At 50.5% G+C, this 22096-nt stretch carries 22 protein-coding genes; 13 read left to right on the top strand and 9 right to left on the bottom strand.

All coding sequences use genetic code 11. From position 1 onward, the window contains the following. Positions 1-131 precede the first annotated feature (131 nt). From OGV77_RS15605 to OGV77_RS15585, 5 genes are all read left to right on the top strand, one after another. Complete coding sequence (locus tag OGV77_RS15605) at positions 132-1301, top strand: iron-containing alcohol dehydrogenase (RefSeq protein ID WP_043016350.1); 1170 nt, start codon at positions 132-134, stop codon at positions 1299-1301. After that, entirely contained in the window at positions 1294-2178 is an 885-nt protein-coding gene (locus tag OGV77_RS15600) for a dihydrodipicolinate synthase family protein (protein ID WP_080625174.1), read from the top strand. Before OGV77_RS15605 ends, OGV77_RS15600 begins: the two co-directional genes overlap by 8 nt. A 47-nt stretch (positions 2179-2225) precedes the next feature. Continuing rightward, a complete protein-coding gene (locus OGV77_RS15595) occupies positions 2226-3176 on the top strand; it encodes a phosphoglycerate dehydrogenase (RefSeq protein ID WP_043016352.1) in 951 nt (316 codons plus the stop codon). 61 nt (positions 3177-3237) lie between these two features. Then, complete coding sequence (locus OGV77_RS15590; RefSeq protein ID WP_043016353.1) at positions 3238-4557, top strand: MFS transporter; 1320 nt, start codon at positions 3238-3240, stop codon at positions 4555-4557. A 176-nt stretch (positions 4558-4733) separates the two neighbouring features. Continuing rightward, positions 4734-5930, top strand: coding sequence for a sugar transporter (locus tag OGV77_RS15585; RefSeq protein ID WP_087050563.1), 1197 nt, complete (start codon positions 4734-4736; stop codon positions 5928-5930). Between the two features lie 39 nt (positions 5931-5969). Here OGV77_RS15585 and OGV77_RS15580 read toward each other — a convergent pair whose 3' ends face one another. After that, positions 5970-6635 carry a MarC family NAAT transporter gene (locus OGV77_RS15580; protein WP_043016355.1) on the bottom strand — a complete coding sequence of 222 codons (666 nt, stop codon included), beginning with the start codon at positions 6633-6635 and terminating at the stop codon, positions 5970-5972. A gap of 257 nt (positions 6636-6892) precedes the next feature. On the opposite strand from OGV77_RS15580, the gene marR reads away from it, so the two are divergent. Genes marR through marB form a run of 3 tightly spaced genes read left to right on the top strand, consistent with a single transcriptional unit; the run spans position 6893 to position 7978 of the window. Next, positions 6893-7327 (top strand): multiple antibiotic resistance transcriptional regulator MarR, encoded by a 435-nt coding sequence (gene marR / locus OGV77_RS15575; protein WP_016156485.1) that lies wholly within the window; start codon positions 6893-6895, stop codon positions 7325-7327. A gap of 18 nt (positions 7328-7345) precedes the next feature. Continuing rightward, positions 7346-7729 (top strand): MDR efflux pump AcrAB transcriptional activator MarA, encoded by a 384-nt coding sequence (gene marA / locus OGV77_RS15570; protein WP_003032424.1) that lies wholly within the window; start codon positions 7346-7348, stop codon positions 7727-7729. Positions 7730-7759: 30 nt separating this feature from the next. Next, entirely contained in the window at positions 7760-7978 is a 219-nt protein-coding gene (marB, locus tag OGV77_RS15565) for a multiple antibiotic resistance protein MarB (protein WP_003832934.1), read from the top strand. A 30-nt stretch (positions 7979-8008) separates the two neighbouring features. On the opposite strand, the gene eamA is transcribed toward marB, so the two are convergent. After that, positions 8009-8908 carry an O-acetylserine/cysteine exporter gene (gene eamA / locus OGV77_RS15560; RefSeq protein WP_087050564.1) on the bottom strand — a complete coding sequence of 300 codons (900 nt, stop codon included), beginning with the start codon at positions 8906-8908 and terminating at the stop codon, positions 8009-8011. Between the two features lie 197 nt (positions 8909-9105). Between eamA and ydeE the strand changes: the two genes are divergently transcribed. Beyond that, positions 9106-10293 (top strand): efflux MFS transporter YdeE, encoded by a 1188-nt coding sequence (gene ydeE / locus OGV77_RS15555; RefSeq protein WP_087050565.1) that lies wholly within the window; start codon positions 9106-9108, stop codon positions 10291-10293. 40 nt (positions 10294-10333) lie between these two features. Here ydeE and urtE read toward each other — a convergent pair whose 3' ends face one another. The 5 genes from urtE to urtA are packed head-to-tail and all read right to left on the bottom strand — an operon-like array spanning position 10334 to position 15801. Then, a complete protein-coding gene (urtE, locus tag OGV77_RS15550; RefSeq protein ID WP_043016358.1) occupies positions 10334-11032 on the bottom strand; it encodes an urea ABC transporter ATP-binding subunit UrtE in 699 nt (232 codons plus the stop codon). A 9-nt stretch (positions 11033-11041) separates the two neighbouring features. Continuing rightward, a complete protein-coding gene (gene urtD, locus OGV77_RS15545; protein ID WP_043016359.1) occupies positions 11042-11839 on the bottom strand; it encodes an urea ABC transporter ATP-binding protein UrtD in 798 nt (265 codons plus the stop codon). Continuing rightward, positions 11839-12912: an urea ABC transporter permease subunit UrtC gene (gene urtC, locus OGV77_RS15540; RefSeq protein WP_087050566.1), complete on the bottom strand. Its 1074-nt coding sequence runs from the start codon at positions 12910-12912 to the stop codon at positions 11839-11841. The genes urtD and urtC overlap by 1 nt, the downstream gene beginning before the upstream one ends. Further along, positions 12912-14486, bottom strand: coding sequence for an urea ABC transporter permease subunit UrtB (gene urtB, locus OGV77_RS15535; RefSeq protein ID WP_087050567.1), 1575 nt, complete (start codon positions 14484-14486; stop codon positions 12912-12914). Before urtB ends, urtC begins: the two co-directional genes overlap by 1 nt. A gap of 43 nt (positions 14487-14529) precedes the next feature. Continuing rightward, positions 14530-15801 carry an urea ABC transporter substrate-binding protein gene (gene urtA / locus OGV77_RS15530; protein ID WP_043016362.1) on the bottom strand — a complete coding sequence of 424 codons (1272 nt, stop codon included), beginning with the start codon at positions 15799-15801 and terminating at the stop codon, positions 14530-14532. 486 nt (positions 15802-16287) lie between these two features. Here urtA and mgtS point away from each other — a divergent pair, with 486 nt between their 5' ends. Continuing rightward, the gene (mgtS, locus tag OGV77_RS15525) at positions 16288-16383 is read left to right on the top strand and encodes a protein MgtS (protein WP_003032406.1); all 96 of its coding nucleotides are present in this window, start codon (positions 16288-16290) and stop codon (positions 16381-16383) included. A gap of 287 nt (positions 16384-16670) precedes the next feature. Here the strand turns inward: mgtS and OGV77_RS15520 are convergent, their stop codons facing one another. Beyond that, entirely contained in the window at positions 16671-17597 is a 927-nt protein-coding gene (locus OGV77_RS15520) for a diguanylate cyclase (RefSeq protein WP_087050568.1), read from the bottom strand. A 346-nt stretch (positions 17598-17943) separates the two neighbouring features. Beyond that, positions 17944-19989 (bottom strand): peptidyl-dipeptidase Dcp, encoded by a 2046-nt coding sequence (dcp, locus tag OGV77_RS15515; protein ID WP_080625170.1) that lies wholly within the window; start codon positions 19987-19989, stop codon positions 17944-17946. A 137-nt stretch (positions 19990-20126) separates the two neighbouring features. Between dcp and ydfG the strand changes: the two genes are divergently transcribed. The 3 genes from ydfG (at position 20127) to ydfZ (ending at position 22041) form a co-directional block, all read left to right on the top strand. Continuing rightward, positions 20127-20873 (top strand): bifunctional NADP-dependent 3-hydroxy acid dehydrogenase/3-hydroxypropionate dehydrogenase YdfG, encoded by a 747-nt coding sequence (gene ydfG / locus OGV77_RS15510; RefSeq protein WP_043016364.1) that lies wholly within the window; start codon positions 20127-20129, stop codon positions 20871-20873. 86 nt (positions 20874-20959) lie between these two features. After that, positions 20960-21646, top strand: a complete 687-nt coding sequence (locus tag OGV77_RS15505; protein WP_043016365.1) for a GntR family transcriptional regulator — start codon at positions 20960-20962, stop codon at positions 21644-21646. A 191-nt stretch (positions 21647-21837) separates the two neighbouring features. Beyond that, on the top strand, positions 21838-22041 hold the full coding sequence (ydfZ, locus tag OGV77_RS15500) for a putative selenium delivery protein YdfZ (RefSeq protein ID WP_005121144.1): 204 nt from the start codon (positions 21838-21840) through the stop codon (positions 22039-22041). The last annotated feature ends 55 nt before the right edge of the window (positions 22042-22096 follow it).

The raw sequence follows: 22096 nt of genomic DNA, 5'->3' as shown, positions 1-22096 counted from the left end.
AATCACAATTGATTAAGTGTGAGCAAGCTCAAGTTATTCAGTTCCGAGATAAATTATAAATTTAGCCCATGATGTCATCGTTCCTGAATCACAGTGAGCGAATTCAATCACTCAAACAACAGGAGAATGTTGTGGCAACAATTAATAGCACCGTGATCAGCGGTTCGCATGCCATCCCCGCTCTGGAGCCATTACTGAGCGGTAAACGCCAGTTACTGCTGGTAACTGATGCAAATATTGTTCGACTGGATGCAGTAGCGCAGATCCGTACCCTGCTGGCTAATGATGGCCGTCAGGTGACACTGATTGATAACGTACCCGCCGAGCCGGGACATCATGACGTCAGCAAACTCGTCAAACGCGTGGCTGACCTCAATGTGGAAATGGTGATAGGCATTGGCGGCGGTAGCGTACTGGATGTGGCGAAACTGCTCTCCGTCTTATGTCACCCTGAGTCCCCGACGCTTGACGCCATGCTGGCAGGTGAAAAACCGCAACAACGTGTGACCTCCGTGCTAATCCCCGCCACAGCAGGCACGGGTTCAGAAGCCACTCCAAACGCGATACTGGCCATCCCCGAACAAAACACCAAGGTGGGTATCATCTCCCCGGTGCTGCTGCCGGATTATGTCGCCTTGCTACCGGAACTCACCACCAGCATGCCAGCGCACATCGCCTCATCCACCGGCATTGACGCGCTCTGTCATCTGATTGAGTGCTTTACAGCAACTATCGCCAACCCAATCAGCGACAACGCTGCGCTCATCGGTTTACAGAAATTATTGAAAAACATCGAAACCTCGGTTAATGAACCGAACAATTTGCTGGCTAAACTGGAAATGCTGTGGGCGTCATACTATGGCGGTGTAGCGATTAATCACGCCGGTACACATCTGGTTCATGCGCTCTCTTATCCGCTGGGGGGGCGATACCATCTCCCACATGGTGTCGCTAACGCGATTCTGTTAGCACCCTGCATGAAGGTGGTTCGCCCTCACGCGGTCAACAAATTTGCCCAGGTCTGGGATCTGCTACCTGACGCCGATCGCACACTCAGCGCTGAAGAAAAATCTTTCGCGCTGGTGGAGTACTTCTCCGCGCTCGTGAAACGGCTCAACCTGCCCGACAACCTGGCAACGCTTGGCGTGCCCTCCACTGACCTTTCCGCGCTGGCCGATGCCGCGCTTAACGTAAAACGTCTTATGAACAACGCGCCCTGTCAGGTGAGCCATGACGATGTTAAGGCTATTTATCAAACACTTTTTCCAGAACTGATTACCAAAGGAGTGAATCATGAGTAAAAAAATCTGTGGCGTACTGACGGCAATCGTCACCCCTTTCGATAACGAAGGGGCATTAAACCTCACCGAACTCAAAAACCAGGTTAATCGCCAGCTAAACGCTGGAAACGGTATTTTCTGCGGCGGCACCAATGGCGAGTTTTTTGTACTTAACGAGGAAGAAAAAAAAGCGGTGACCCGTACCTGCGTTGAGGAAGTTGCTGGACGGGCAAATGTGGTGGCGCATATTGGTGAAATCTCAACCCGTGAAACCATTCGTCTGGGTAAACAAATAGAAAAACTGGGCGTCGATGCCGTATCGGTGATTACCCCATATTTTGTTCCGCTCAAGCAGCAGGAACTGATCGCCCACTATACCGCGATTGCCGATGCGCTATCGGTGCCGGTATTTCTCTATAACATCCCGGCACGTACGGGTAACACCATTGAACCGGCAACCGCAAGAGTGCTGGCGGCGCATCCCAACATCATTGGCATCAAAGACAGCGCCGGTAGCTATGAAAGCCTCGGTGGATTCCTTGACGCCGTCAAAGATATTGAAGGTTTTGATGTGTTGAATGGGCCGGATTCGCTGATTCACCAGGGATTCGTTGACGGTTGTTCTGCCTGTATTTCTGGTCTGGCAAACGTGGCGCCAAAAGAAATTAATGCTATCTGGGCGCGATTCAAGGCCGGTGATATTGCCGGATCGCATGAGGCACAGGAAAGCGTCACGGGCTTGCGAACCGATCTCTATAAAGTTGCCTTCTCGCCCGCTGCAGTCAAAAAAGCGTTGCAAATCATGGGGCATGAGGTTGGCGCAAGTCGTTACGCTGTCACGTTTAACGCACAACAGGAAAATCTGATCCAACAGATTATCAATAACTATCTGCAATAACCTCTTTTACAGCGGCGGTAACGCCGCTTAACTAACAGGATTGTATTATGAACGTCATCTGTACTTCTCCGTCATTTGCCAAATACGATCGGCAGCCAATCGAGCAACTGCAGGATGCGGGTCTTAAATTAATCATGCTTCCCGCAGATATCGGACGAAAAGAACTCGAACCATACCTTGCAGACACGGTGGCGATGATCGTTGCCTTCACAGAGGTTAATGCTGAATTGCTGGCAGCGGCCCCTCAGCTGAAAATCGTCTGTAAGCATGGCGTCGGTGTCGATAACATCGACCTGGATGCCACCCGGGAAAAAGGCATTTACGTTACCAATGTGCCGGATGCCAACAAACATGCCGTCGCCGATTTTGCTTTTTCATTGATCCTTAACTGTGCTCGACAATTACCCGGTGCAATTGAGCAAACTCGCGCCGGAAATTGGCCACGTATTTTCGCCTCTGATGTCTATGGCAAAACCATAGGTATCATTGGGCTGGGCAACATAGGTAAACAGGTCGCGCTACGTGCCCGCGGTTTCAACATGCGCATACTGGCACACGATGCCTGGCAGGATGAGTCATTCGCCAAAGCAAATTGCGTTGAGTATGTCTCATTAGATGCTTTAACAGAAAACAGTGATTTTATTACCCTCCATACACCGCTAACCCCTGAAACAAAAAATCTCTTTGATTTGGCCCGCATGCAGAAAATGAAGAAAAGCAGCTATTTAATCAATGTTTCACGCGGTGGTGTCGTTAATGAAGAGGATCTGTTCCAGGCGCTGACTCAGGGCGTTATTAAAGGAGCTGCAGCCGATGTCTTTATACAGGAGCCCTGCAATTCACATCCTTTGTTTGCCCTTGAAAACTTTATTCCGACGGCGCACATCGCAGGATATACCGAAGGTGCGGTGAGCAATATTGGAGAGCAATGCGTACACAATATTATTGCGTGCGTCATACATCAACATAAGCCGCAAAACATTATGAACTCACTCTAAAAGAACGGTGAAAATGTACCCTTCATACTAAAACAATAAACATCTACCATGGGCCAAATATATGAATAATTTAGCTGAAAAATCCCGAATTCGCTGGTGGATTGCGGGATTAATGTGGCTTGCTATTGCAATTAACTATATTGACCGAACGGTATTATCAGCTGCTGCTCCGCATCTTATTGATGAGCTTAAGCTCGATCCCGAAATGATGGGGTTTATAATGGCAGCATTCTTTTGGTCATACTCCTTATTGCAAATACCTGCAGGCTGGTTCGCCGATCGCTTCGGCCAGAAAAAAGGTCTGGGCATTGCCGTAGCGTGGTGGTCAATAGCCACATCAATGATGGGGCTGGCCACTGGTTTTAAGTCGCTGCTGGCACTCAGACTGGCTTTGGGCGTGGGTGAAGCCGCTGCCTACCCAAGCAATGCGGGGATCGCCGCACGATGGTTCCCTGACAGAGAGCGAGCAACTGTTTCCGGGTTGTTTGACAGTGCCTCAAAATTCGGCGGAGCCGTTGCCATGCCGCTGATCGTCTGGATGATTTATCAATTCGACTGGCGATTAACGTTTCTTATTATTGGTAGCGTGGGAATTTTATGGGTCATTGCGTGGTATTTTATTTATACCGAAAACCCGGAAGATCACAAAAAAATCAGCCCGGCGGAAGTGAAACATATTCGCGAGGGGCAAAAACAGAAACATGGTGATAAATCTGTATTACCCATGCGATGGTATAAGTTGCTACGCTATCGCAATATCTGGGCAATGTGTATCGGTTTTTTCACCATCAATTACACTTCGTATTTCTTTATTACCTGGTTGCCGACCTATCTGGTAAAAGACAAAGGTATGGATTTTATCAAAATGGGTATGGTCGCGGCCCTTCCATTGCTTTGCGGAATGGTGATTGAAGTGTTCGCAGGTTGGGCGTCGGATCGCATGGTACATAAACGGATATTATCGCTCACCGCTACAAGAAAATTATTCCTGACTATTGGTTTATTGATGGCTTTATGTATTGGTTTTGCCCCCTTTACTGACTCCGTTTTCATGACTGTCTTTTTACTGTGTGTAGCTAAATCAGGAACTACCGTCGCGGCCTCACAGGTCTGGGCATTACCAGGCGATGTTGCCCCCAAAAACAGCGTGTCGATTGTTGCCGGGTTACAGAATACCGTCTCAAACATGGGCGGTGCAGTCGGCCCGATTATTACAGGTGCAATCGTCGCTGCCACGGGTTCATTTACGTGGGCCCTTGTATTTTCCGCGGCACTCGTCGTACTGGGTATTTTGAATTACCTGTTTTTAATGGGCAAAGTCGAACCCATCGTTGACAGCGAGTATGACGCATTGTGCATGAACCAGGCACGACAGCATTAACACCTGCAATCACTTTGCTCTGTTTCCCGGTCAGTCATCGTACTGACCGGTTCCCCGAAAAACCGCCAAACATTCAGCAGAATAATGTGATATAAATCACGAAATGATTGTATTTTCGCCAGCAAACGTTTTAAGATCGTGACCTTACCTTTTCGCAGCTAATCCACCTATTTGATATGACAACAGACACTGTTTCCCGCAAGGTCGCGTGGCTACGGGTAGTTACGCTTGCCATTGCCGGTTTTATTTTCAATACCACTGAGTTTGTCCCTGTCGGTTTGCTGTCCGACATCGCACAAAGTTTTAATATGCAGACCGCGCAGGTCGGGATCATGCTGACGATCTACGCCTGGGTTGTGGCTCTGATGTCGCTGCCTTTCATGCTGCTTACCAGCCAGGTAGAACGCCGTAAACTTCTGATCTGCTTGTTTGTGGTGTTTATCGCCAGCCACGTACTCTCTTTCCTGGCATGGAATTTTACCGTGCTGGTAATTAGCCGTATTGGTATTGCTTTTGCGCACGCCATTTTCTGGTCGATCACCGCCTCGCTGGCGATTCGCCTGGCTCCTGCCGGGAAACGCGCGCAGGCGCTCAGTCTGATTGCGACCGGCACCGCGCTGGCGATGGTGCTTGGTCTGCCTATCGGGCGGATCGTTGGCCAGTATTTTGGCTGGCGCACCACCTTCTTCGCCATCGGTATGGGGGCGTTAGTTACCCTGCTTTGCCTGATTAAGCTCCTGCCCAAATTACCCAGCGAGCATTCTGGTTCATTGAAAAGCCTGCCCGTGTTATTTCATCGTCCGGCGTTAATGAGCCTGTATCTGCTGACAGTGATTGTGGTCACCGCGCATTACACGGCCTACAGCTATATCGAACCGTTTGTGCAGACCGTCGCCGGGCTGAGCGCAAACTTTGCAACCGTGCTACTGCTGGTTCTGGGGGGGGCGGGAATTGTCGGTAGCGTCATTTTTGGCAAGCTGGGTAATCAACATGCATCCGTACTGATTAGCAGCGCCATTGCCCTGCTGACGGTGTGCCTGGTGCTGTTACTTCCCGCCGCAAACAGCGAACTGCATCTGGCCGTCCTGAGTATATTCTGGGGCATCGCCATTATGTTGATAGGTCTGGGTATGCAGGTCAAAGTGCTGGCGCTGGCCCCGGATGCCACCGACGTCGCAATGGCCCTGTTCTCAGGCATTTTTAATATCGGTATAGGGGCTGGCGCGCTGGTAGGAAATCAGGTGAGTCTGCACTGGTCAATGTCTACGATTGGTTATGTCGGCGCATTGCCTGCCGTTTTGGCGTTGATCTGGTCGATAATTATCTTCCGTAAATGGCCAGTATCACTGGAAGAACAGCCTCAACATTCGTAAAAAAAACCGTGCCCGGCAGGCCATGCCGGGCGCGTTGTTTTAAGCGTAAGTTTTAATGATTTCCAGCACGCCGTTAATAATAAACTGCACGCCCATACATACCAGCAGGAAGCCCATCAGACGGGAAATCGCCTCAATCCCGCCTTTACCGACCAGGCGCATAATCCCACCGGAACTGCGCAAACTGCCCCACAGGATCACCCCGACTGCCGCAAAAATAATCGGCGGCGCGACCATGATCACCCAGTCTGGAAACTCGGAACCATGACGTACGGTTGACGCCGAACTGATGATCATTGCAATCGTACCCGGACCGGCGGTGCTTGGCATGGCCAGCGGAACAAATGCAATATTGGCCGTCGGTTCGTCTTCCAGTTCTTCTGATTTGCTTCTCGCTTCCGGAGAATCATGCGCCTTCTGCTGTGGAAACAACATCCGAAAGCCGATAAACGCAACGATTAACCCACCCGCAATACGTAGCCCGGGAATCGAAATCCCAAAGGTGTTCATCACCAGTTGTCCGGCGTAGTAAGCCACCATCATGATAGCGAACACGTAAACGGACGCCATGAGTGACTGACGGTTACGCTCTGCGCTGTTCATGTTGCCGGCAAGGCCAAGGAACAACGCCACGGTGGTTAACGGGTTTGCCAACGGTAACAGGACTACCAGCCCCAGCCCTATTGCTTTAAACAAGTCCATCATAATGTCATCTTTCCTGTGCGTTAATCGTCAACGGCAAGTATACGGTGAAATCCGGGAGATAAGCCATTTTCGCGCTGTGAGGATTCATTTTTCATCTGCAGGTATAAACCATAATTATCAAACCGTTAAATTTACACTCGCCAGGTGTTCGGCCTGATGCTTTAGCAAAACGTGGCATTTGCCGACTCATTCATTTGACTTATATTTGCCTAAGCAATAATATCAGCCGTGACTAACTACTTGCCAGGGCAACCATTGTGAAAAGCACCAGTGATCTGTTTAACGAAATCATCCCACTGGGTCGTTTGATCTACATGGTTAATCAGAAAAAAGATCGTTTGCTAAACGACTATCTGTCACCGCTGGATATCACGGCATCGCAGTTCAAGGTGCTTTGCTCCATCCGTTGCGCGGTGTGCATCACCCCTGTCGAATTGAAAAAAGTGCTGTCTGTCGATCTCGGCGCTCTGACGCGGATGCTGGACAGACTGGCCTGTAAAGGCTGGATTGAAAGGCTTCCGAATCCACATGACAAGCGGGGCGTGCTGGTGAAACTCACCGAGCATGGCGCAGCAATTTGCGAGCAGTGTCATCAATTAGTAGGGCAAGACCTACACCAGGAACTAACAAAAAACTTAACGGCGGATGAAGTGACCACGCTTGAGCATTTGCTTAAGAAAATCCTGCCGTAAACAGAAAGAGGTATGACGATGTCCAGACGCAATACTGACACAATCACTATTCATAGCATTTTGGACTGGATCGAAAATAACCTTGAATCGCCGCTCTCACTGGAAAAAGTGTCAGAGCGTTCAGGTTACTCCAAATGGCACCTGCAACGGATGTTTAAAAAAGAAACCGGTCATTCACTGGGCCAATACATCCGCAGCCGTAAAATGACTGAAATAGCACAAAAATTAAAAGAGAGTAACGAGCCGATCCTTTATCTGGCGGAACGTTACGGCTTTGAGTCTCAGCAAACGCTGACCCGAACATTCAAAAACTATTTTGATGTTCCGCCGCATAAATACCGTATGACGAATATGCACGGCGAATCGCGCTATTTGCTTCCACTCAATCAATGTAATTGCTAATCGCCAGTTAACGACGTAACCGAGGAAATCATGAAACTTCTGTCTTATGCAATGCTGGCCCTGCTGTTTGTTGTTTCGGGCCAGAGCATGGCGGAACAGACCGCGCAGCCTGCCACACAAAACAGTCGCGACGCGATGATTATGCCGCCAGCGCACGATCAGTCCCCGTTCGATTTTAATCATATGGGTGCAGGCAGCGACAAATCCGACGAATTAGGTGTGCCTTATTACAATATGCGCAACCTGTGATTTTTTTGCCCCGTCACTGCGGGGCTTTTTTTATCCTCTCGCCTGCGCAGTCTTACGCAACCGAAAGCCAAACACATTGATATACAACCCCGCCATGATCAGTAGCGCACCGAGCAGTTGCAATCCGGTCAGCGTTTCATCCAGCAGCACGGCCGCGCTCGCCAGTCCAACCACCGGTACCAACAGCGACAACGGCGCGACACGCCAGGTCTCATAACGCCCGAGTAAAGAACCCCAGATACCGTAACCCACAATGGTCGCCACAAACGCCAGATAGACCAGTGACAGAATGGTGGTCATATCTATTGCCACCAGACTGTGGGTAATTTGCGCCGGTCCATCGAGAAGTAATGAGGCCAGGAAGAATGGAACAACAGGAATCAACGCACTCCATACCACCAGCGACATCACGGCCGGGCGTGACGGGTGCTGCATGATTTTTTTGTTAAAGATATTACCGCAGGCCCAGCTTAGCGCCGCCGCCAGCGTCAGCATAAAACCGAGCATGCCGACATGCTGTCCGTTCAGACTGGCCTCAATCAACACCAGCACGCCAAAGACCGCCAGCGCAATTCCTACCAGTTGTTTACCCTGTAGACGCTCGCCAAAGGCAAATGCCCCCAGAATGATGGTGAAAAATGCCTGAGCCTGTAATACCAGAGAAGCTAACCCGGCAGGCATACCGAATTTGATGGCGCTAAAGAGAAACGCGAACTGCCCAAAACTGATGGTTAGTCCATAACCGAGTAGTAGCGAAAGCGGTATTTTCGGACGGGCAACAAAGAATATCGCCGGAAACGCCACCAGTAAAAATCGCAGTCCTGCCAGCATTAAGGGGGGCATATTGTGCAGCCCCACTTTAATGACAACAAAGTTCAGCCCCCAAACCACAACGACCAGTAACGCTAATAACCCGTCTTTACGCGACATACCACCGCCCCTGCAAATATTAAATTTTTGTAAACAAGTTAAAGTAACGGAAATCGTTGTGCCGTAACAGATCATTAATTCAGGTAGGCCACACAGGGCGTTTTCGGACAACTTATTGAGTGTACATCACACTTTTAGCATGCTATTTGTTTTTGATATCTAAAAAAACATAACAACATGCATTGTCGGGCAGGAAAATGAATATCTCTTTGAGAAGGTCCACTCTCGCGTTACTCGCATCATCATTGTTATTAACGATTGGCCGTGGCGCCACGCTGCCATTTATGACTATCTACCTCAGTCGACAGTACAACCTGAGCGTCGACCTGATCGGTTATGCGATGACGGTCGCTCTGACCATTGGCGTGGTGTTCAGCCTTGGCTTTGGTATTCTGGCCGACAAGTTCGATAAAAAACGCTACATGCTGCTGGCTATCTGCGGCTTTGCATCAGGCTTTATTGCTATTCCACTGGTGCATAACGTGGTGGTGGTGGTTCTGCTTTTCGCTCTGATCAACTGCGCCTACTCCGTCTTCGCCACGGTTTTGAAGGCCTGGTTTGCCGATAACCTCTCCGCGACCAACAAAACGAAAATTTTCTCGCTTAACTATACCGTGCTGAACATTGGCTGGACCGTTGGCCCACCGCTGGGCACGCTGCTGGTGATGCAAAGCATTAACCTGCCGTTTTGGCTCGCTGCGGCTTGTTCAGCCCTACCACTGGTGTTTATCCAGACCTGGGTAAAACGTTCACCGGCAGCATCAGAAGGTTTAAACGCCGCGGTTTGGTCCCCCTCGGTACTACTACGCGACAGAGCATTATGCTGGTTTACGCTATCCGCATTCCTGGCGTCATTCGTTAGCGGCGCGTTTGCGTCCTGTATTTCACAATACGTCATGGTGGTTGCTGACGGCGATTTTGCCGAGAAGGTGGTGGCAGTGGTTCTGCCCGTCAACGCCGCTATTGTGGTATCACTGCAATATGCCTTCGGCCGCAGGCTCACCGCCACGAATATCCGACCGTTAATGACGGTGGCGACGCTGTTCTTTGTGGTTGGCCTGGTTGGCTTCACCTTCTCCGGTAATAGTCTGTTGTTATGGGGGATATCTGCCGCCTTTTTCACTATTGGTGAAGTTATTTACGCGCCAGGTGAATACATGCTCATCGACAACATCGCACCAGTTGGCATGAAAGCCAGTTATTTTTCCGCTCAGTCGTTAGGCTGGCTGGGCGCAGCGGTAAACCCATTAGTCAGCGGCGTCATTTTAACTACATTGCCGCCGTGGTCGCTGTTTGTGGCGCTGATGGTCGCAATCATCCTTGCCTGGGCGCTAATGATAAAAGGCATGCGCACCAAACCCTGGGGACAGACAGCGGTCTGCTAATGAGTAAAGCGACAGAGCCGGAGCCGCTCTGTCGCATATTTCAAATGGCGACCAGTCCCCGGACGCCCTCGGTCTCCATATTTTTGCCGTCGCCGCTTTGAATAATACTGCCGCGCGACATAATCAGGTATTTATCGGCCAACTGCTGCGCAAAATCATAGAACTGCTCCACCAGTAAAATGGCCATATCTCCCCGGTGCGCCAGTTGAGAAATCACCTGACCAATCTCTTTAATCACTGACGGCTGGATCCCCTCAGTGGGTTCATCGAGGATCAACAGCTGCGGGCGACTTGCCAGCGCCCGTCCAATCGCCAGCTGCTGCTGTTGCCCACCGGACAAATCACCGCCCCGCCGGTGCTTCATCTCCTGTAAAACCGGAAAGAGCGCGTAGATATCATCCGGAACGCATCGGGCCTCCTGTGCTGAAAAACGGGAAAGGCCGAGCAACAGATTCTCTTCCACCGTCAGACGTGGAAAAATATCGCGCCCCTGTGGGACATACGCCACACCGGCCCTGACCCGCTGATGTGGTTTCCACTGAGTGACATTTTTTTCCTGCCAGAGCACGCTTCCACTACGGGCAGGAATAAGCCCCATCAGGCACTTCAGAAGCGTCGTTTTCCCCACGCCGTTACGCCCCAGCAGACATGTCACCTCGCCGATACGCGCGTCAAAGTTCACACCTCGCAGAATATGACTGCCACCATAATATTGATTCAGTTCTTTCACCTGCAACATCTGCACCCCTTAACGTCCGAGATAAACTTCAATAACCTGCTCATTGGCCTGCACTTCACGCAGACTCCCCTGAGCCAGTACACGTCCCTGATGTAATACCGTGACGCGATCGGCGATGGTTTCGACAAATCCCATATCGTGTTCAACAACCATCAGGGAGTGCTTCCCGGCAAGCTGGCGAAACAGCTCCGCCGTGTATTCCGTCTCCGCATCCGTCATACCCGCAGCAGGCTCATCCAGCAGCAGTAAATGAGGTTCCTGAACCAGCAGCATGCCAATTTCAAGAAATTGTTTCTGCCCGTGCGAAAGCAGCCCGGCGCGACGGGCCCGCTCGTTACCCAGGCGCAACAGCGCCAGTATTTCATCAATACGATCCCGCTGTTCGCCTGTTAGGCGCGCCCGTAGAGAGCCCCAGACAGATTTATCGCTTTTCAGCGCCAGCTCCAGGTTCTCCTCCACCGTTAACGCTTCAAATACCGTGGGCTTCTGAAATTTCCGCCCAATCCCCTGACGTGCAATGGCGATGGGATCCAGCGTTGTTAAGTCGGTTGACTGATCGTATATCGCACGACCGCTTTGCGGCCTGGTTTTGCCGGTAATGACATCCATTAGCGTCGTTTTTCCGGCGCCGTTGGGACCAATGATGCAACGCAACTCCCCAACGCCAATATTGAGCGTGAGATCCGTTAACGCCTGAAATCCATCGAAATTTACGTTAATTTTTTCCAGCTGTAACACGGGGTCCGTTTGGTCGCGAAACCGATCCCCAGGCATCTGGCGAGTGAAAAGTCCTTCATCTGGCTGCATTATTTGTCTCCCTTGCGAAACAGGCCAATCACGCCGCGAGGTAAAAAAAGCGTAACGCCGATAAAGATCAGGCCAAGAAACAGCTGCCAGTATTCCGGCATGATGACGGTAAACAGGCTTTTAGCGCCATTCACCAGTACGGCGCCAAAAACCGGGCCGATCAGGGTTCCACGCCCGCCGAGCGCAACCCAAATCGCCGCTTCAATCGAGTTAGTCGGCGACATTTCGCTGGGGTTAATGATTCCCACCTGTGGAACATACAGCGCACCCGCCAGACCGCACAGCACGGCGGAAAGCGTCCACACCAGCAGCTTGAAACCTTTTGGATCGTATCCACAAAACATCAGACGATTCTCGGCGTCGCGTACGGCAGTCAGAATACGACCAAACTTACTGCGGGCCAGCGCCATCCCCAGCCATATTGCCAGTACCAGCAGCAGGACTGTCGCCAGAAACAGCGCAATACGGGTTGAGGTCGCGGTCACAGGGAATCCCAGAATGGTGGTAAAGCCAGTAAAACCGTTATTTCCTCCAAAGCCGGTTTCGTTACGGAAAAACAGCAGCATTCCGGCGAAAGTCAGGGCCTGGGTCATGATGGAAAAATAGACCCCTTTGATTTTTGAACGGAAGGCAAACCAACCAAATACCAGGGCCAGCAGGCCCGGCACCAGCACAACCAGCAGCATCGCCCAGATAAAGTGTTGCGTCCCCCACCAAAACCAGGGCAGCTCGGTCCACGACAGGAACGACATAAAGGCTGGTAACTCTTCGCCGGAGGCCTGACGCATCAGGTACATTCCCATCGCATAGCCCCCAAGCGCAAAGAAGATACCGTGGCCCAGCGAAAGCATTCCCGCATAACCCCACACCAGATCCAGCGCGACCGCCACAATGGCATAGCAGAGAATTTTTCCGGCCAGCGTCAGCGTCCACACCGATATGGCCAGCGGATGTTCCGCAGGTAACAGCGCCAGAAACGGCAGAACAATCAACGCGAGCAGTAAGCACAGTCCCAGGACGCATGTCGCCCGCGGCGCTTTACGCGCCAGCGTCAATGTCATTGGCATCGTCATCAGTCAATAACCCTCCCTTTTAGCGCGAACAGCCCTTGAGGACGTTTCTGAATAAACAGAATAATCAGCACCAGAATCATAATTTTGCCGAGAACCGCCCCCACCTGAGGCTCAAGAATTTTGTTGAAGATCCCCAGCCCAAACGCGGCGGCCACACTCCCGGCGAGTTGCCCAACACCGCCCAGCACCACCACCAGAAACGAATCGATAATGTAGCTTTGCCCCAGTTCCGGTCCTACGTTGCCTAATTGCGAGAGCGCGACGCCCCCCAACCCGGCAATCCCTGAACCAAGACCAAAAGCCAGCATATCGACGCGTCCGGTAGGTACGCCGCAGCAGGCCGCCATATTGCGATTTTGCGTCACTGCACGCACGCGCAGCCCGAGACGCGTTTTATTCAACAACAGCCAGGTGAAGAACAGCACCAGCATGGCAAAGCCAAGCACCACAATTCGGTTCCACGGCAAAATCAGATTGGCATAAACCTGAATGCCGCCGGAAAGCCATGCCGGATTGGCGACTTCAAGGTTTTGCGCGCCGAAGGTCATACGCACCAACTGGATCAGCATCAGACTGATCCCCCATGTCGCCAGCAGTGTTTCGAGTGGACGTCCGTATAAATGGCGAATCACCCCGCGCTCGAGCAGCATTCCCACCGCCGCGGTAAGTAAAAAGGCGACCGGAAGCGCAATAACCGGATACCAGGCCAACCATTGCGGGAAAAACTGGCCGATAATCTGTTGCACCATCCAGGTACAGTAAGCGCCAAGCATTAACATCTCGCCATGCGCCATATTAATGACGCCGAGTAGCCCGTAGGTAATAGCCAGCCCCAGTGCCGCCAACAGCAAAATTGAGCCCAGCGACAGCCCCATAAATGCCTGTCCAAGAAGATCGCCAACCTTCATGCGATGCGCGATGGAATTCAGGCTTTCGCCAGCGGCCGCACGAACGCGCGCATCAGGTTCATGTTCAGCCCGGGTGAATGGCAGCAGGCGCGCCTGGGTTTCAGGATCGTTTGACGCCCCGAGAAGTTCGACGGCCTGCCGTCTGACCTCTGGCAAGGTGCTGGTTAGTTGCAGGTTTGCCAGTGCAATCTCCAGCGCGGATTTCACGCCAGCATCTGGCTCCCGGGCCAGTTGTAGCTGCAAAAACGGCAGCATGCCCGGCTGTGCCTCACGTTGTAATGTACGTGCTGCCCCTTTTCTCATGGTGACACTGTCACTTAAAAGTTGATGAACGGCCCACGTTCCGGCCACCAGATTACGCAGGCGGTTAGTCAGGCGGACTTTTTTAAGCTCGCCGGACGGAGATGCCGCGGCTCCTAACGGCTGTACGTGCGAGTCGTCCACGATGAACGCATTTTTCGCGTCATCGGTCAGCAGGTTCTCATCTCGCAGCGCGCTAAGCAGCGGCATACGCTGAACGTCTGGATTCACCGCCCATTGTTCAAGCAAGGCGGCCTGCTGAGTTCGGCTGCCGGCGGTAAAGGTATCGGCATCTGCGGCCTGCGCTATCCACGGCATAAACCACATCAGCAACAGCACACCACGAATAAAACGCATAGCTTTCATAAGCGTTCTCCAAAGCGTTGCCCTCCCGCGGGAGGGCGTAAGATCAGTTGCTGGCGGTTTTCACGGGCTGGTCAGATTTTTTATCATTACCGGCGATGTACGGACTCCACGGCTGGGCGCGGACCGGCTCATCGGTTTGCCACACCACGTTAAACTGGCCGTTGCCTTCAATCTCGCCAATCATGACGGGTTTATGCAGGTGATGGTTGGTTGCATCCATGGTCAGGGTAAAACCTGATGGCGCAGCGAATGATTGCCCCGCCATAGCGGCGCGAACTTTATCCACATCGGTAGTTCCGGCTTTTTCTACCGCTTGCGCCCACATATGCAGGCCTACCCAGGTGGCTTCCATAGGATCGTTCGTTACCACCGAATCCGCGTTTGGTAGCTTATGGGCTTTGGCATACGCCCGGTAATCCGCGACGAACTTTTTATTGGCCGCATTATCTACGGACTCAAAGTAGTTCCACGCAGCAAGGTTGCCCACCAGCGGTTTGGTATCAATTCCTCGTAATTCCTCCTCACCCACGGAGAATGCCACCACCGGAACATCGGTGGCTTTCAGCCCCTGGTTCGCTAACTCTTTATAGAATGGAACGTTAGAATCCCCGTTGATGGTTGATACCACCGCCGTTTTCCCCCCTGCGGCGAATTTTTTAATACTGGCGACAATGGTCTGGTAATCGCTGTGTCCGAATGGGGTATACACCTCTTCGATGTCTTTATCGGCAACGCCTTTCGAATGCAAAAAGGCGCGTAAAATTTTGTTAGTCGTACGCGGATAGACATAGTCCGTACCCAGCAGGTAGAAGCGCTTAGCGCTGCCGCCGTCCTCACTCATCAGGTACTCAACCGCCGGGATCGCCTGTTGGTTAGGCGCCGCGCCGGTATAGAAGACGTTAGGCGACATCTCCTCACCTTCATATTGCACCGGGTAAAACAGCAGACCGTTTAATTCTTCAAACACCGGTAAAACAGATTTACGCGAAACCGATGTCCAGCAGCCGAAAACCACCGCCACCTTATCCTGACTCAGCAACTGACGTGCTTTTTCAGCAAATAACGGCCAGTTCGAGGCCGGGTCAACCACTACAGGCTCCAGCTTTTTACCCAACACACCACCCTTCGCATTGATTTCATCAATGGTCATCAACGCCACATCTTTCAGCGGCGTTTCGGAAATAGCCATCGTGCCGGATAACGAATGCATGATGCCAACTTTAATGGTGTCGGCTGCCTGAACGCTAAAACTCATTCCCATTGCTACTACAGAGGCGGAAAGCGCAAAAGCTTTTAAAAATGTACGACGCTGCATAGTTTCACTCCTGAAATTAGACTTGCTGAAAGCTCCGGTGCAGCCGGGCAGACAAAACGGTGCAAATTAAGGGTATTCAGAAGTGATAAGGCAAAAACGATGCCAGATATTAAAACATCACATAAAATCAATAAATTAGCGCGTCATGTACAAAAATTAGTATTAAAATTCCCCACCAGAAGGATTAATCAAACGAAAAATTGAACCACCATGAGACAACTCTGCATTATAAACGTGCAACAGTCTGTGTCTGCAGCACACCGTGATAACGGCGTCTCCGGGTTGAAAAGCAGGGTTATTTGCCTGCAGATAAATGTGTCTCGTCACTATTATTTATTTTTCCCGACGCCATCACGTCAAAATTTTACTTTTCAGCCAAAATAATCACACAGTTCAGCCTTTGTTTAAGATTGAATTGCTACTATAGTCATAAGCGAGGTGAACTTAAGGTAAGAGAGGAAACTCACAGATAAAGGAGCATTTACTATGCTGGGTAATATGAATATTTTTATGGCTGTTCTGGGAATTATTTTATTTTCCGGTTTCCTGGCCGCGTATTTTAGCCACAGATGGGATGATTGATGAACGGAGATAGTCCTGCACCGACCCGGCCCCTTGTAGCGTAACTGCACAAGGGGCCATTTTTTTTTACCTGAATCGCCCTCCTGGCACTTTTTCCCTGGTTTACAGATAAAAAAAACCGCCGGATAAACCAGCGGTGAATGCTTGCATGGATAGATTTGTGTTTTGCTTTTATACGCTATCTGGCAATTCCCTGCGAAGATAACGGATATTTGGCTAATCTATCATCGACAACCCCAATGAAAGTTAAACGAAACGCAACTACCTTGAAACGGTGTTCGCAAATCTCACGCGCTCAAGGGGTATGAGATCTCATCACTGGCGTCAACCAGAGTGATCCGCTCGCGTTCATCCATGAACATACAGCGATTCCTGCCGGCCTGTTTTCCTTGATACATCGCGTTATCAGCCCGACCAAGAGCGGTATCCAGCGCTTCTCCCTGTTGAACTCGTGTTATTCCAGCCGTTACCGTGATTCCGATCTCTCCATCAGCATAGGGTATTTTTTTCTGGCCAATAAGCTGACACAATCGCAAACCTGCCTGGCCAGCCTGTTCATCCGTTTTTGTGCGGATGATGATAATAAACTCTTCACCACCGTAGCGGTAAGCCACCTCATCATATCGTGTCCATGACAACAAATTTGATGCCAGAGCGCGTAGTACCACGTCCCCCACCAGGTGACCATAAGTATCGTTAATGTGCTTAAAACGGTCGATGTCCAGCAACAAGATATAGAGGTTAAGCGGCTCGGCATCGAGTAACTGCTGGTCAAAAGACTCATCGAGCATTCTTCTGCCGGGTAAGCCTGTTAATACATCGATATTACTGCGGATGTTCAGTAAATATATTTTGTAGTCCATTACAGCAGACGTAAATGCCAGTAACGCGTCCTGGAAGCTGTCGAAATGCCATGAATGGCTACGATTCTCCACTATTGCCAATAGCAACTCCTTTCCTAATAAATGCATCTTTTCATGGGCTGCATTTATCTTACTTACATAACTACAATCATCCTCATTGTGCAATGGATGATAATTAAGCCACTGTCCAAATTGACAAACAAAATGAGAGTTGTCACCTACAATATCCGGCTGAGTGACATCGGAGGACACAACGCAGCGGAACATTTTCACCATCCATTTATAGTGAGCATCAATGGACTTGTTCAATGCTAGCAAAATCGCATCTATTTCCGCCGTATTTTTCATCATCACGACCTCCCTCCCTGTTCGAGCGTCTAAGATATAATTATCTTAACGACAAAAAAGAAAATTTATGTAAATTTTTTAATAGTAGTTATTAGACAACAAATTAACGCTTCCTTCATTATAGGTCGCAAGATGATTGAAACTCACACTTAACCATTAAATATCAATGAGATATATTAACTACCCCTTTCCTTGTTTCATATTTAATGAAACGAAAACATATCAAGCAAAACAATATACAACTCGGACAGCATAGTTAAAATGAGAATAAGCGTTATCAATTGGAACGATGAACACAAGATAAAAAACCGGGCATCACGCCCGGTTCTTCTCGTCATCTAAACAAACCTTACGCGCTCAAACCACGATGTTTGAGCATCGGCTCCATTTGTGGATCGCGTCCGCTCCAGTGGCGATAAAGCACAGCTAAATCAGTGCTATTCCCGCGCGACAAAATCGCATCGCGGAATTTCTGCCCGTTTTCCCGGGTTAATCCGCCCTGCTCTACAAACCACTGATAGCCATCGTCGGCCAGCATTTGCGTCCACAGGTAGGCGTAATAACCAGCGGCATAGCCGCCGCCGAAAATATGGGCAAAATAACTACTGCGATAACGTGGCGGCACGGCCTTGAGATCCAACCCTTCTGCCACCAGCGCCTGCTGTTCAAATTGATCGACCGGATAAGATGCGTCGCTCATTTCCAGAGAGTGCCAGCGCATATCCAGCAATGCGGCGCTGAGCAGTTCAGTCATGTCGTAACCTTTGTTAAACAGACTTGCCTGCTGCATTTTATCTCGCAATGCCTGCGGCATGTGCTCCCCGGTATCGACATGCCGGGCAAAACGGGCAAAGACCTGCGGATGACTCGCCCAGTGCTCGTTGATCTGCGAAGGGAACTCGACAAAATCCCGCGGAGTATTGGTTCCTGAAAGTGTGGCATAACGCTGAGTGGCAAACAGACCGTGCAACGTATGTCCAAACTCATGAAATAACGTAATAACATCATCCCACAGCAGTAACGCGGGCTGCTCTTTTGCAGGTTTTTGATAATTACAGACGTTGTAAATAACCGGTCTGGTTTCGTTAAGTAGCGATTGCTCAACAAAATTACCCATCCAGGCTCCACCGCTTTTTGATTCCCGGGCAAAGAAATCACCGTAAAATAACGCCAACCCTATGCCATCATGATCGAATATTTCCCATACCCGTACATCCGGGTGATAAACAGGAATGTCGAATCGCTCCACGAATTTGATGCCATAGAGCTGATTGGCCGTCCAGAAAACGCCCTCGTTCAGTACCGAATCCAGGGAAAAATAAGGTTTGAGCTGAGCCTCATCAAGGGCATATTTCTCACGACGGACCTGCTCGGCATAAAACGACCAGTCCCAGGCCTCGGCGCTAAACTGCCCGTCTTGTTGAAAGATAACTTTCTGGATTTCAGCCTGCTCATCTAACGCTCGCGCTCGCGCGGCCGGAACAATAGACCGCATGAATGTCAGTGCCGCTTCCGGCGTTTTTGCCATCTGGTCGGCAATTTTCCATGCAGCGTAATTAGCAAAACCGAGCAGTTTCGCCTGCTGCATCCGGATCTCCACCAGTCGCTGAATAATAGCCCGAGTGTCGTTAGCATCATTGTTTTCAGCCCGTGTCCATGCGCGGGTGAACAGATTTTCACGGGTCTGACGATCGCGTAATACCGCAAGCGCTGGCTGCTGAGTGGTGTTTAATAACGGGATAACCCAACGCGCTTCAAGCCCTTTTTCCCTTGCAGTTTCGGCGGCAACAGCAATTTCCTCTGTGCTGAGCCCGTCCAGATGCCGGACATCATCCACCACCATAGCACCAGACTTGTTCGCCGCCAGCAGGCGTTGATTAAACTGGCTGGTCAGCGTGGCTGACTCCGTATTAAGCGCTTTAAGGCGGGCTTTATCCGTCTCATTCAGACAGGCGCCGGCCAATACAAAACGCTGGTAGACGACTTCCAGCAGGCGTATTGATTCGCTATCCAGTCCTGAGGAACTGCGCCGTTGCCAGACGTTTTCGACGCGGGCGAAAAGCGCACTATTGAGATAGATATCATTGGCAAGGCTCGCCAACTCTGCGGAAAACTCTTCGTCAAGGCGTTGTAGTTCATCGTTGGTGTGCGCCGCCGTCATCGCAAAGAAAACGCTGGTCACCCGCGTGAGCAGCGCGCCACTTTGCTCAAGCGCCAGTAAAGTATTCGCAAAATCAGGGCGCTGCGGGTTTTGCACAATCCCTTCGATCTCTGCGCGCTTTTGCCGCACACCTTCATCGAACGCAGGACGATAATGTTGCACGTCAATCTGATCAAACTGCGGCGCCTGATAAGGTAATGTGCTGTGGCGTAAAAAAGGATTCGTTAACGACATCTTTCACTCCTGAAAACGATTTGTTTACCAGAGTAGACTTCCCACGAATCGACCGCAATCGTGTTAAGCAGCAATAGCTCTGAACGGAAGTGACGTGCTATGGTAGTACTACATAAAAAGCGTTGAGGAACAGTGAGATGATCGTTTTAGTAACCGGAGCAACCGCAGGTTTTGGTGAGTGCATTACGCGTCGTTTTATTGAGAATGGGCATAAAGTTATTGCCACCGGACGCCGCCAGGAGCGCCTGCAGGAACTCAAAGATGAGTTGGGTGACCGTCTCTATACTGCGCAACTGGACGTACGTAATCGTGCATCAATTGAAGAGATGCTGGACGCCTTACCTGCTGAATGGCGCAATATTGATATTCTGGTCAACAACGCGGGTCTGGCGCTGGGCCTTGAGCCTGCTCATAAAGCCAGCATTGAAGACTGGGAAAATATGATCGACACTAACAACAAAGGCTTGGTTTATATGACCCGTGCTGTTCTGCCTGGTATGGTTGAGCGCAACCGCGGTCATATTATCAATATTGGTTCTACGGCGGGCAGTTGGCCATACGCTGGCGGTAACGTCTACGGTGCAACCAAGGCGTTTGTTCGCCAGTTTAGCCTGAATTTACGTACTGACTTACACGGTACTGCGATTCGCGTCACCGACATTGAACCGGGTCTGGTTGGCGGTACGGAGTTCTCAAATGTCCGTTTCAAAGGCGATGACGCTAAAGCTGAAAAAGCTTACGAAAATACCACAGCGCTGACCCCGCAAGATGTCACTGAAGCGGTATGGTGGGTGGCGTCTTTACCCGCTCATGTCAACATTAACACCCTTGAAATGATGCCTGTGGCACAGTCTTTTGCCGGACTGAGTATTCATCGTGGCTAATTTCTCTGCCCGGCCTTGCGCCGGGTATAGATAGCCTGAAATAAGTGATAAAATACCCGGGTTAACTCTCTAAAAAGTAAGAATGAATGACCGTAGAAACGCAGCTCAACCCTACACAGCCAGTAAATCAACAGATTTACCGTATTCTTCGTCGTGATATCGTGCATTGTCTGATTGCGCCCGGTACCCCGTTGTCGGAGAAAGAGGTTTCCGTACGCTTTAATGTGTCACGCCAGCCGGTACGAGAAGCATTCATTAAACTGGCAGAGAATGGCCTGATTCAGATCCGTCCGCAGCGTGGCAGCTACGTGAATAAAATTTCGCTGTCGCAGGTACAAAACGGCTGTTTTGTTCGCCAGGCAATTGAATGTGCCGTGGTCCGCCGCGCCGCATCATTGATCACCGATAAACAGTGTTATCAGCTCGAGCAAAACCTGCATCAGCAGCGCATTGCGATTGACCGCAAGCAAATTAATGATTTCTTCCAGCTTGATGACGAGTTTCATCAGAAACTGGCTCTCATCGCCGAGTGCCAGCTTGCCTGGGACACCGTCGAGAATATTAAGGCCACGATCGACCGCGTTCGTTATATGAGCCTGGATCATATTTCCCCGCCAGAAATGCTGCTGCGTCAGCATCACGATATCTTTGCCGCACTTGAGAAACATGATGGCGATGCCGTTGAGCGTGCAATGATGCTGCACCTCCAGGAAATTGGTGAGTCCGTTCAGTTGATCCGTCAGGAAAATAGCGACTGGTTCAGCGAAGATTAATACCACACTCACCTCACATCGAGGTGAGTTTCTCCTGTATTTTTCCCTCTCCCGCACATCTGCATAAAAAAAGCTGTGATTTTGATCGAAAACAAAAAAAATCATTAACGAGAAGCGTATTTATATTGCGCCCGTTACGTGGGACTAAAAGCCCACGGGCTTTGACGGTAAGTTGGAAAGGAGAAAACACCATGAAAACATACGATCGTAACCGCAACGCAATCACCACTGGCAGCCGCGTCATGATTAGCGACTCCGGACTCACAGGCCGCATTACAGCGATAGATACCGATGGCCTGACCGCTGAGCAAATTCGCCGCGGAAAAACAGTGGAAATCGAAGGGTGTGAAGGTAAATATGCCCCCCTCGAACTGATTCGTTTGGGCATGAACTAATTGGTGTGAATGCCAGAAAACAATGCGCCATCTGGCCCGTTTACAGCCAGATGGC

The sequence above is a fragment of the Citrobacter sp. Ce129 genome (assembly GCF_030334545.1).
GTDB lineage: Bacteria > Pseudomonadota > Gammaproteobacteria > Enterobacterales > Enterobacteriaceae > Citrobacter > Citrobacter europaeus.
This window is presented reverse-complemented; position numbering and strand designations above follow the sequence as displayed.

Bases quoted from the DNA above. Each gene is read 5' to 3' on its own strand.
- OGV77_RS15600 (WP_080625174.1), top strand. From the start codon at position 1,294: ATGAGTAAAAAAATCTGTGGCGTACTGACGGCAATCGTCACCCCTTTC.
- OGV77_RS15595 (WP_043016352.1), top strand. From the start codon at position 2,226: ATGAACGTCATCTGTACTTCTCCGTCATTTGCCAAATACGATCGGCAG.
- OGV77_RS15590 (WP_043016353.1), top strand. From the start codon at position 3,238: ATGAATAATTTAGCTGAAAAATCCCGAATTCGCTGGTGGATTGCGGGA.
- OGV77_RS15585 (WP_087050563.1), top strand. From the start codon at position 4,734: ATGACAACAGACACTGTTTCCCGCAAGGTCGCGTGGCTACGGGTAGTT.
- OGV77_RS15580 (WP_043016355.1), bottom strand. From the start codon at position 6,635: ATGATGGACTTGTTTAAAGCAATAGGGCTGGGGCTGGTAGTCCTGTTA.
- marA (WP_003032424.1), top strand. From the start codon at position 7,346: ATGTCCAGACGCAATACTGACACAATCACTATTCATAGCATTTTGGAC.
- marB (WP_003832934.1), top strand. From the start codon at position 7,760: ATGAAACTTCTGTCTTATGCAATGCTGGCCCTGCTGTTTGTTGTTTCG.
- eamA (WP_087050564.1), bottom strand. From the start codon at position 8,908: ATGTCGCGTAAAGACGGGTTATTAGCGTTACTGGTCGTTGTGGTTTGG.
- ydeE (WP_087050565.1), top strand. From the start codon at position 9,106: ATGAATATCTCTTTGAGAAGGTCCACTCTCGCGTTACTCGCATCATCA.
- urtE (WP_043016358.1), bottom strand. From the start codon at position 11,032: ATGTTGCAGGTGAAAGAACTGAATCAATATTATGGTGGCAGTCATATT.
- urtD (WP_043016359.1), bottom strand. From the start codon at position 11,839: ATGCAGCCAGATGAAGGACTTTTCACTCGCCAGATGCCTGGGGATCGG.
- urtC (WP_087050566.1), bottom strand. From the start codon at position 12,912: ATGACGATGCCAATGACATTGACGCTGGCGCGTAAAGCGCCGCGGGCG.
- urtB (WP_087050567.1), bottom strand. From the start codon at position 14,486: ATGAAAGCTATGCGTTTTATTCGTGGTGTGCTGTTGCTGATGTGGTTT.
- urtA (WP_043016362.1), bottom strand. From the start codon at position 15,801: ATGCAGCGTCGTACATTTTTAAAAGCTTTTGCGCTTTCCGCCTCTGTA.
- mgtS (WP_003032406.1), top strand. From the start codon at position 16,288: ATGCTGGGTAATATGAATATTTTTATGGCTGTTCTGGGAATTATTTTA.
- OGV77_RS15520 (WP_087050568.1), bottom strand. From the start codon at position 17,597: ATGATGAAAAATACGGCGGAAATAGATGCGATTTTGCTAGCATTGAAC.
- dcp (WP_080625170.1), bottom strand. From the start codon at position 19,989: ATGTCGTTAACGAATCCTTTTTTACGCCACAGCACATTACCTTATCAG.
- ydfG (WP_043016364.1), top strand. From the start codon at position 20,127: ATGATCGTTTTAGTAACCGGAGCAACCGCAGGTTTTGGTGAGTGCATT.
- OGV77_RS15505 (WP_043016365.1), top strand. From the start codon at position 20,960: ATGACCGTAGAAACGCAGCTCAACCCTACACAGCCAGTAAATCAACAG.
- ydfZ (WP_005121144.1), top strand. From the start codon at position 21,838: ATGAAAACATACGATCGTAACCGCAACGCAATCACCACTGGCAGCCGC.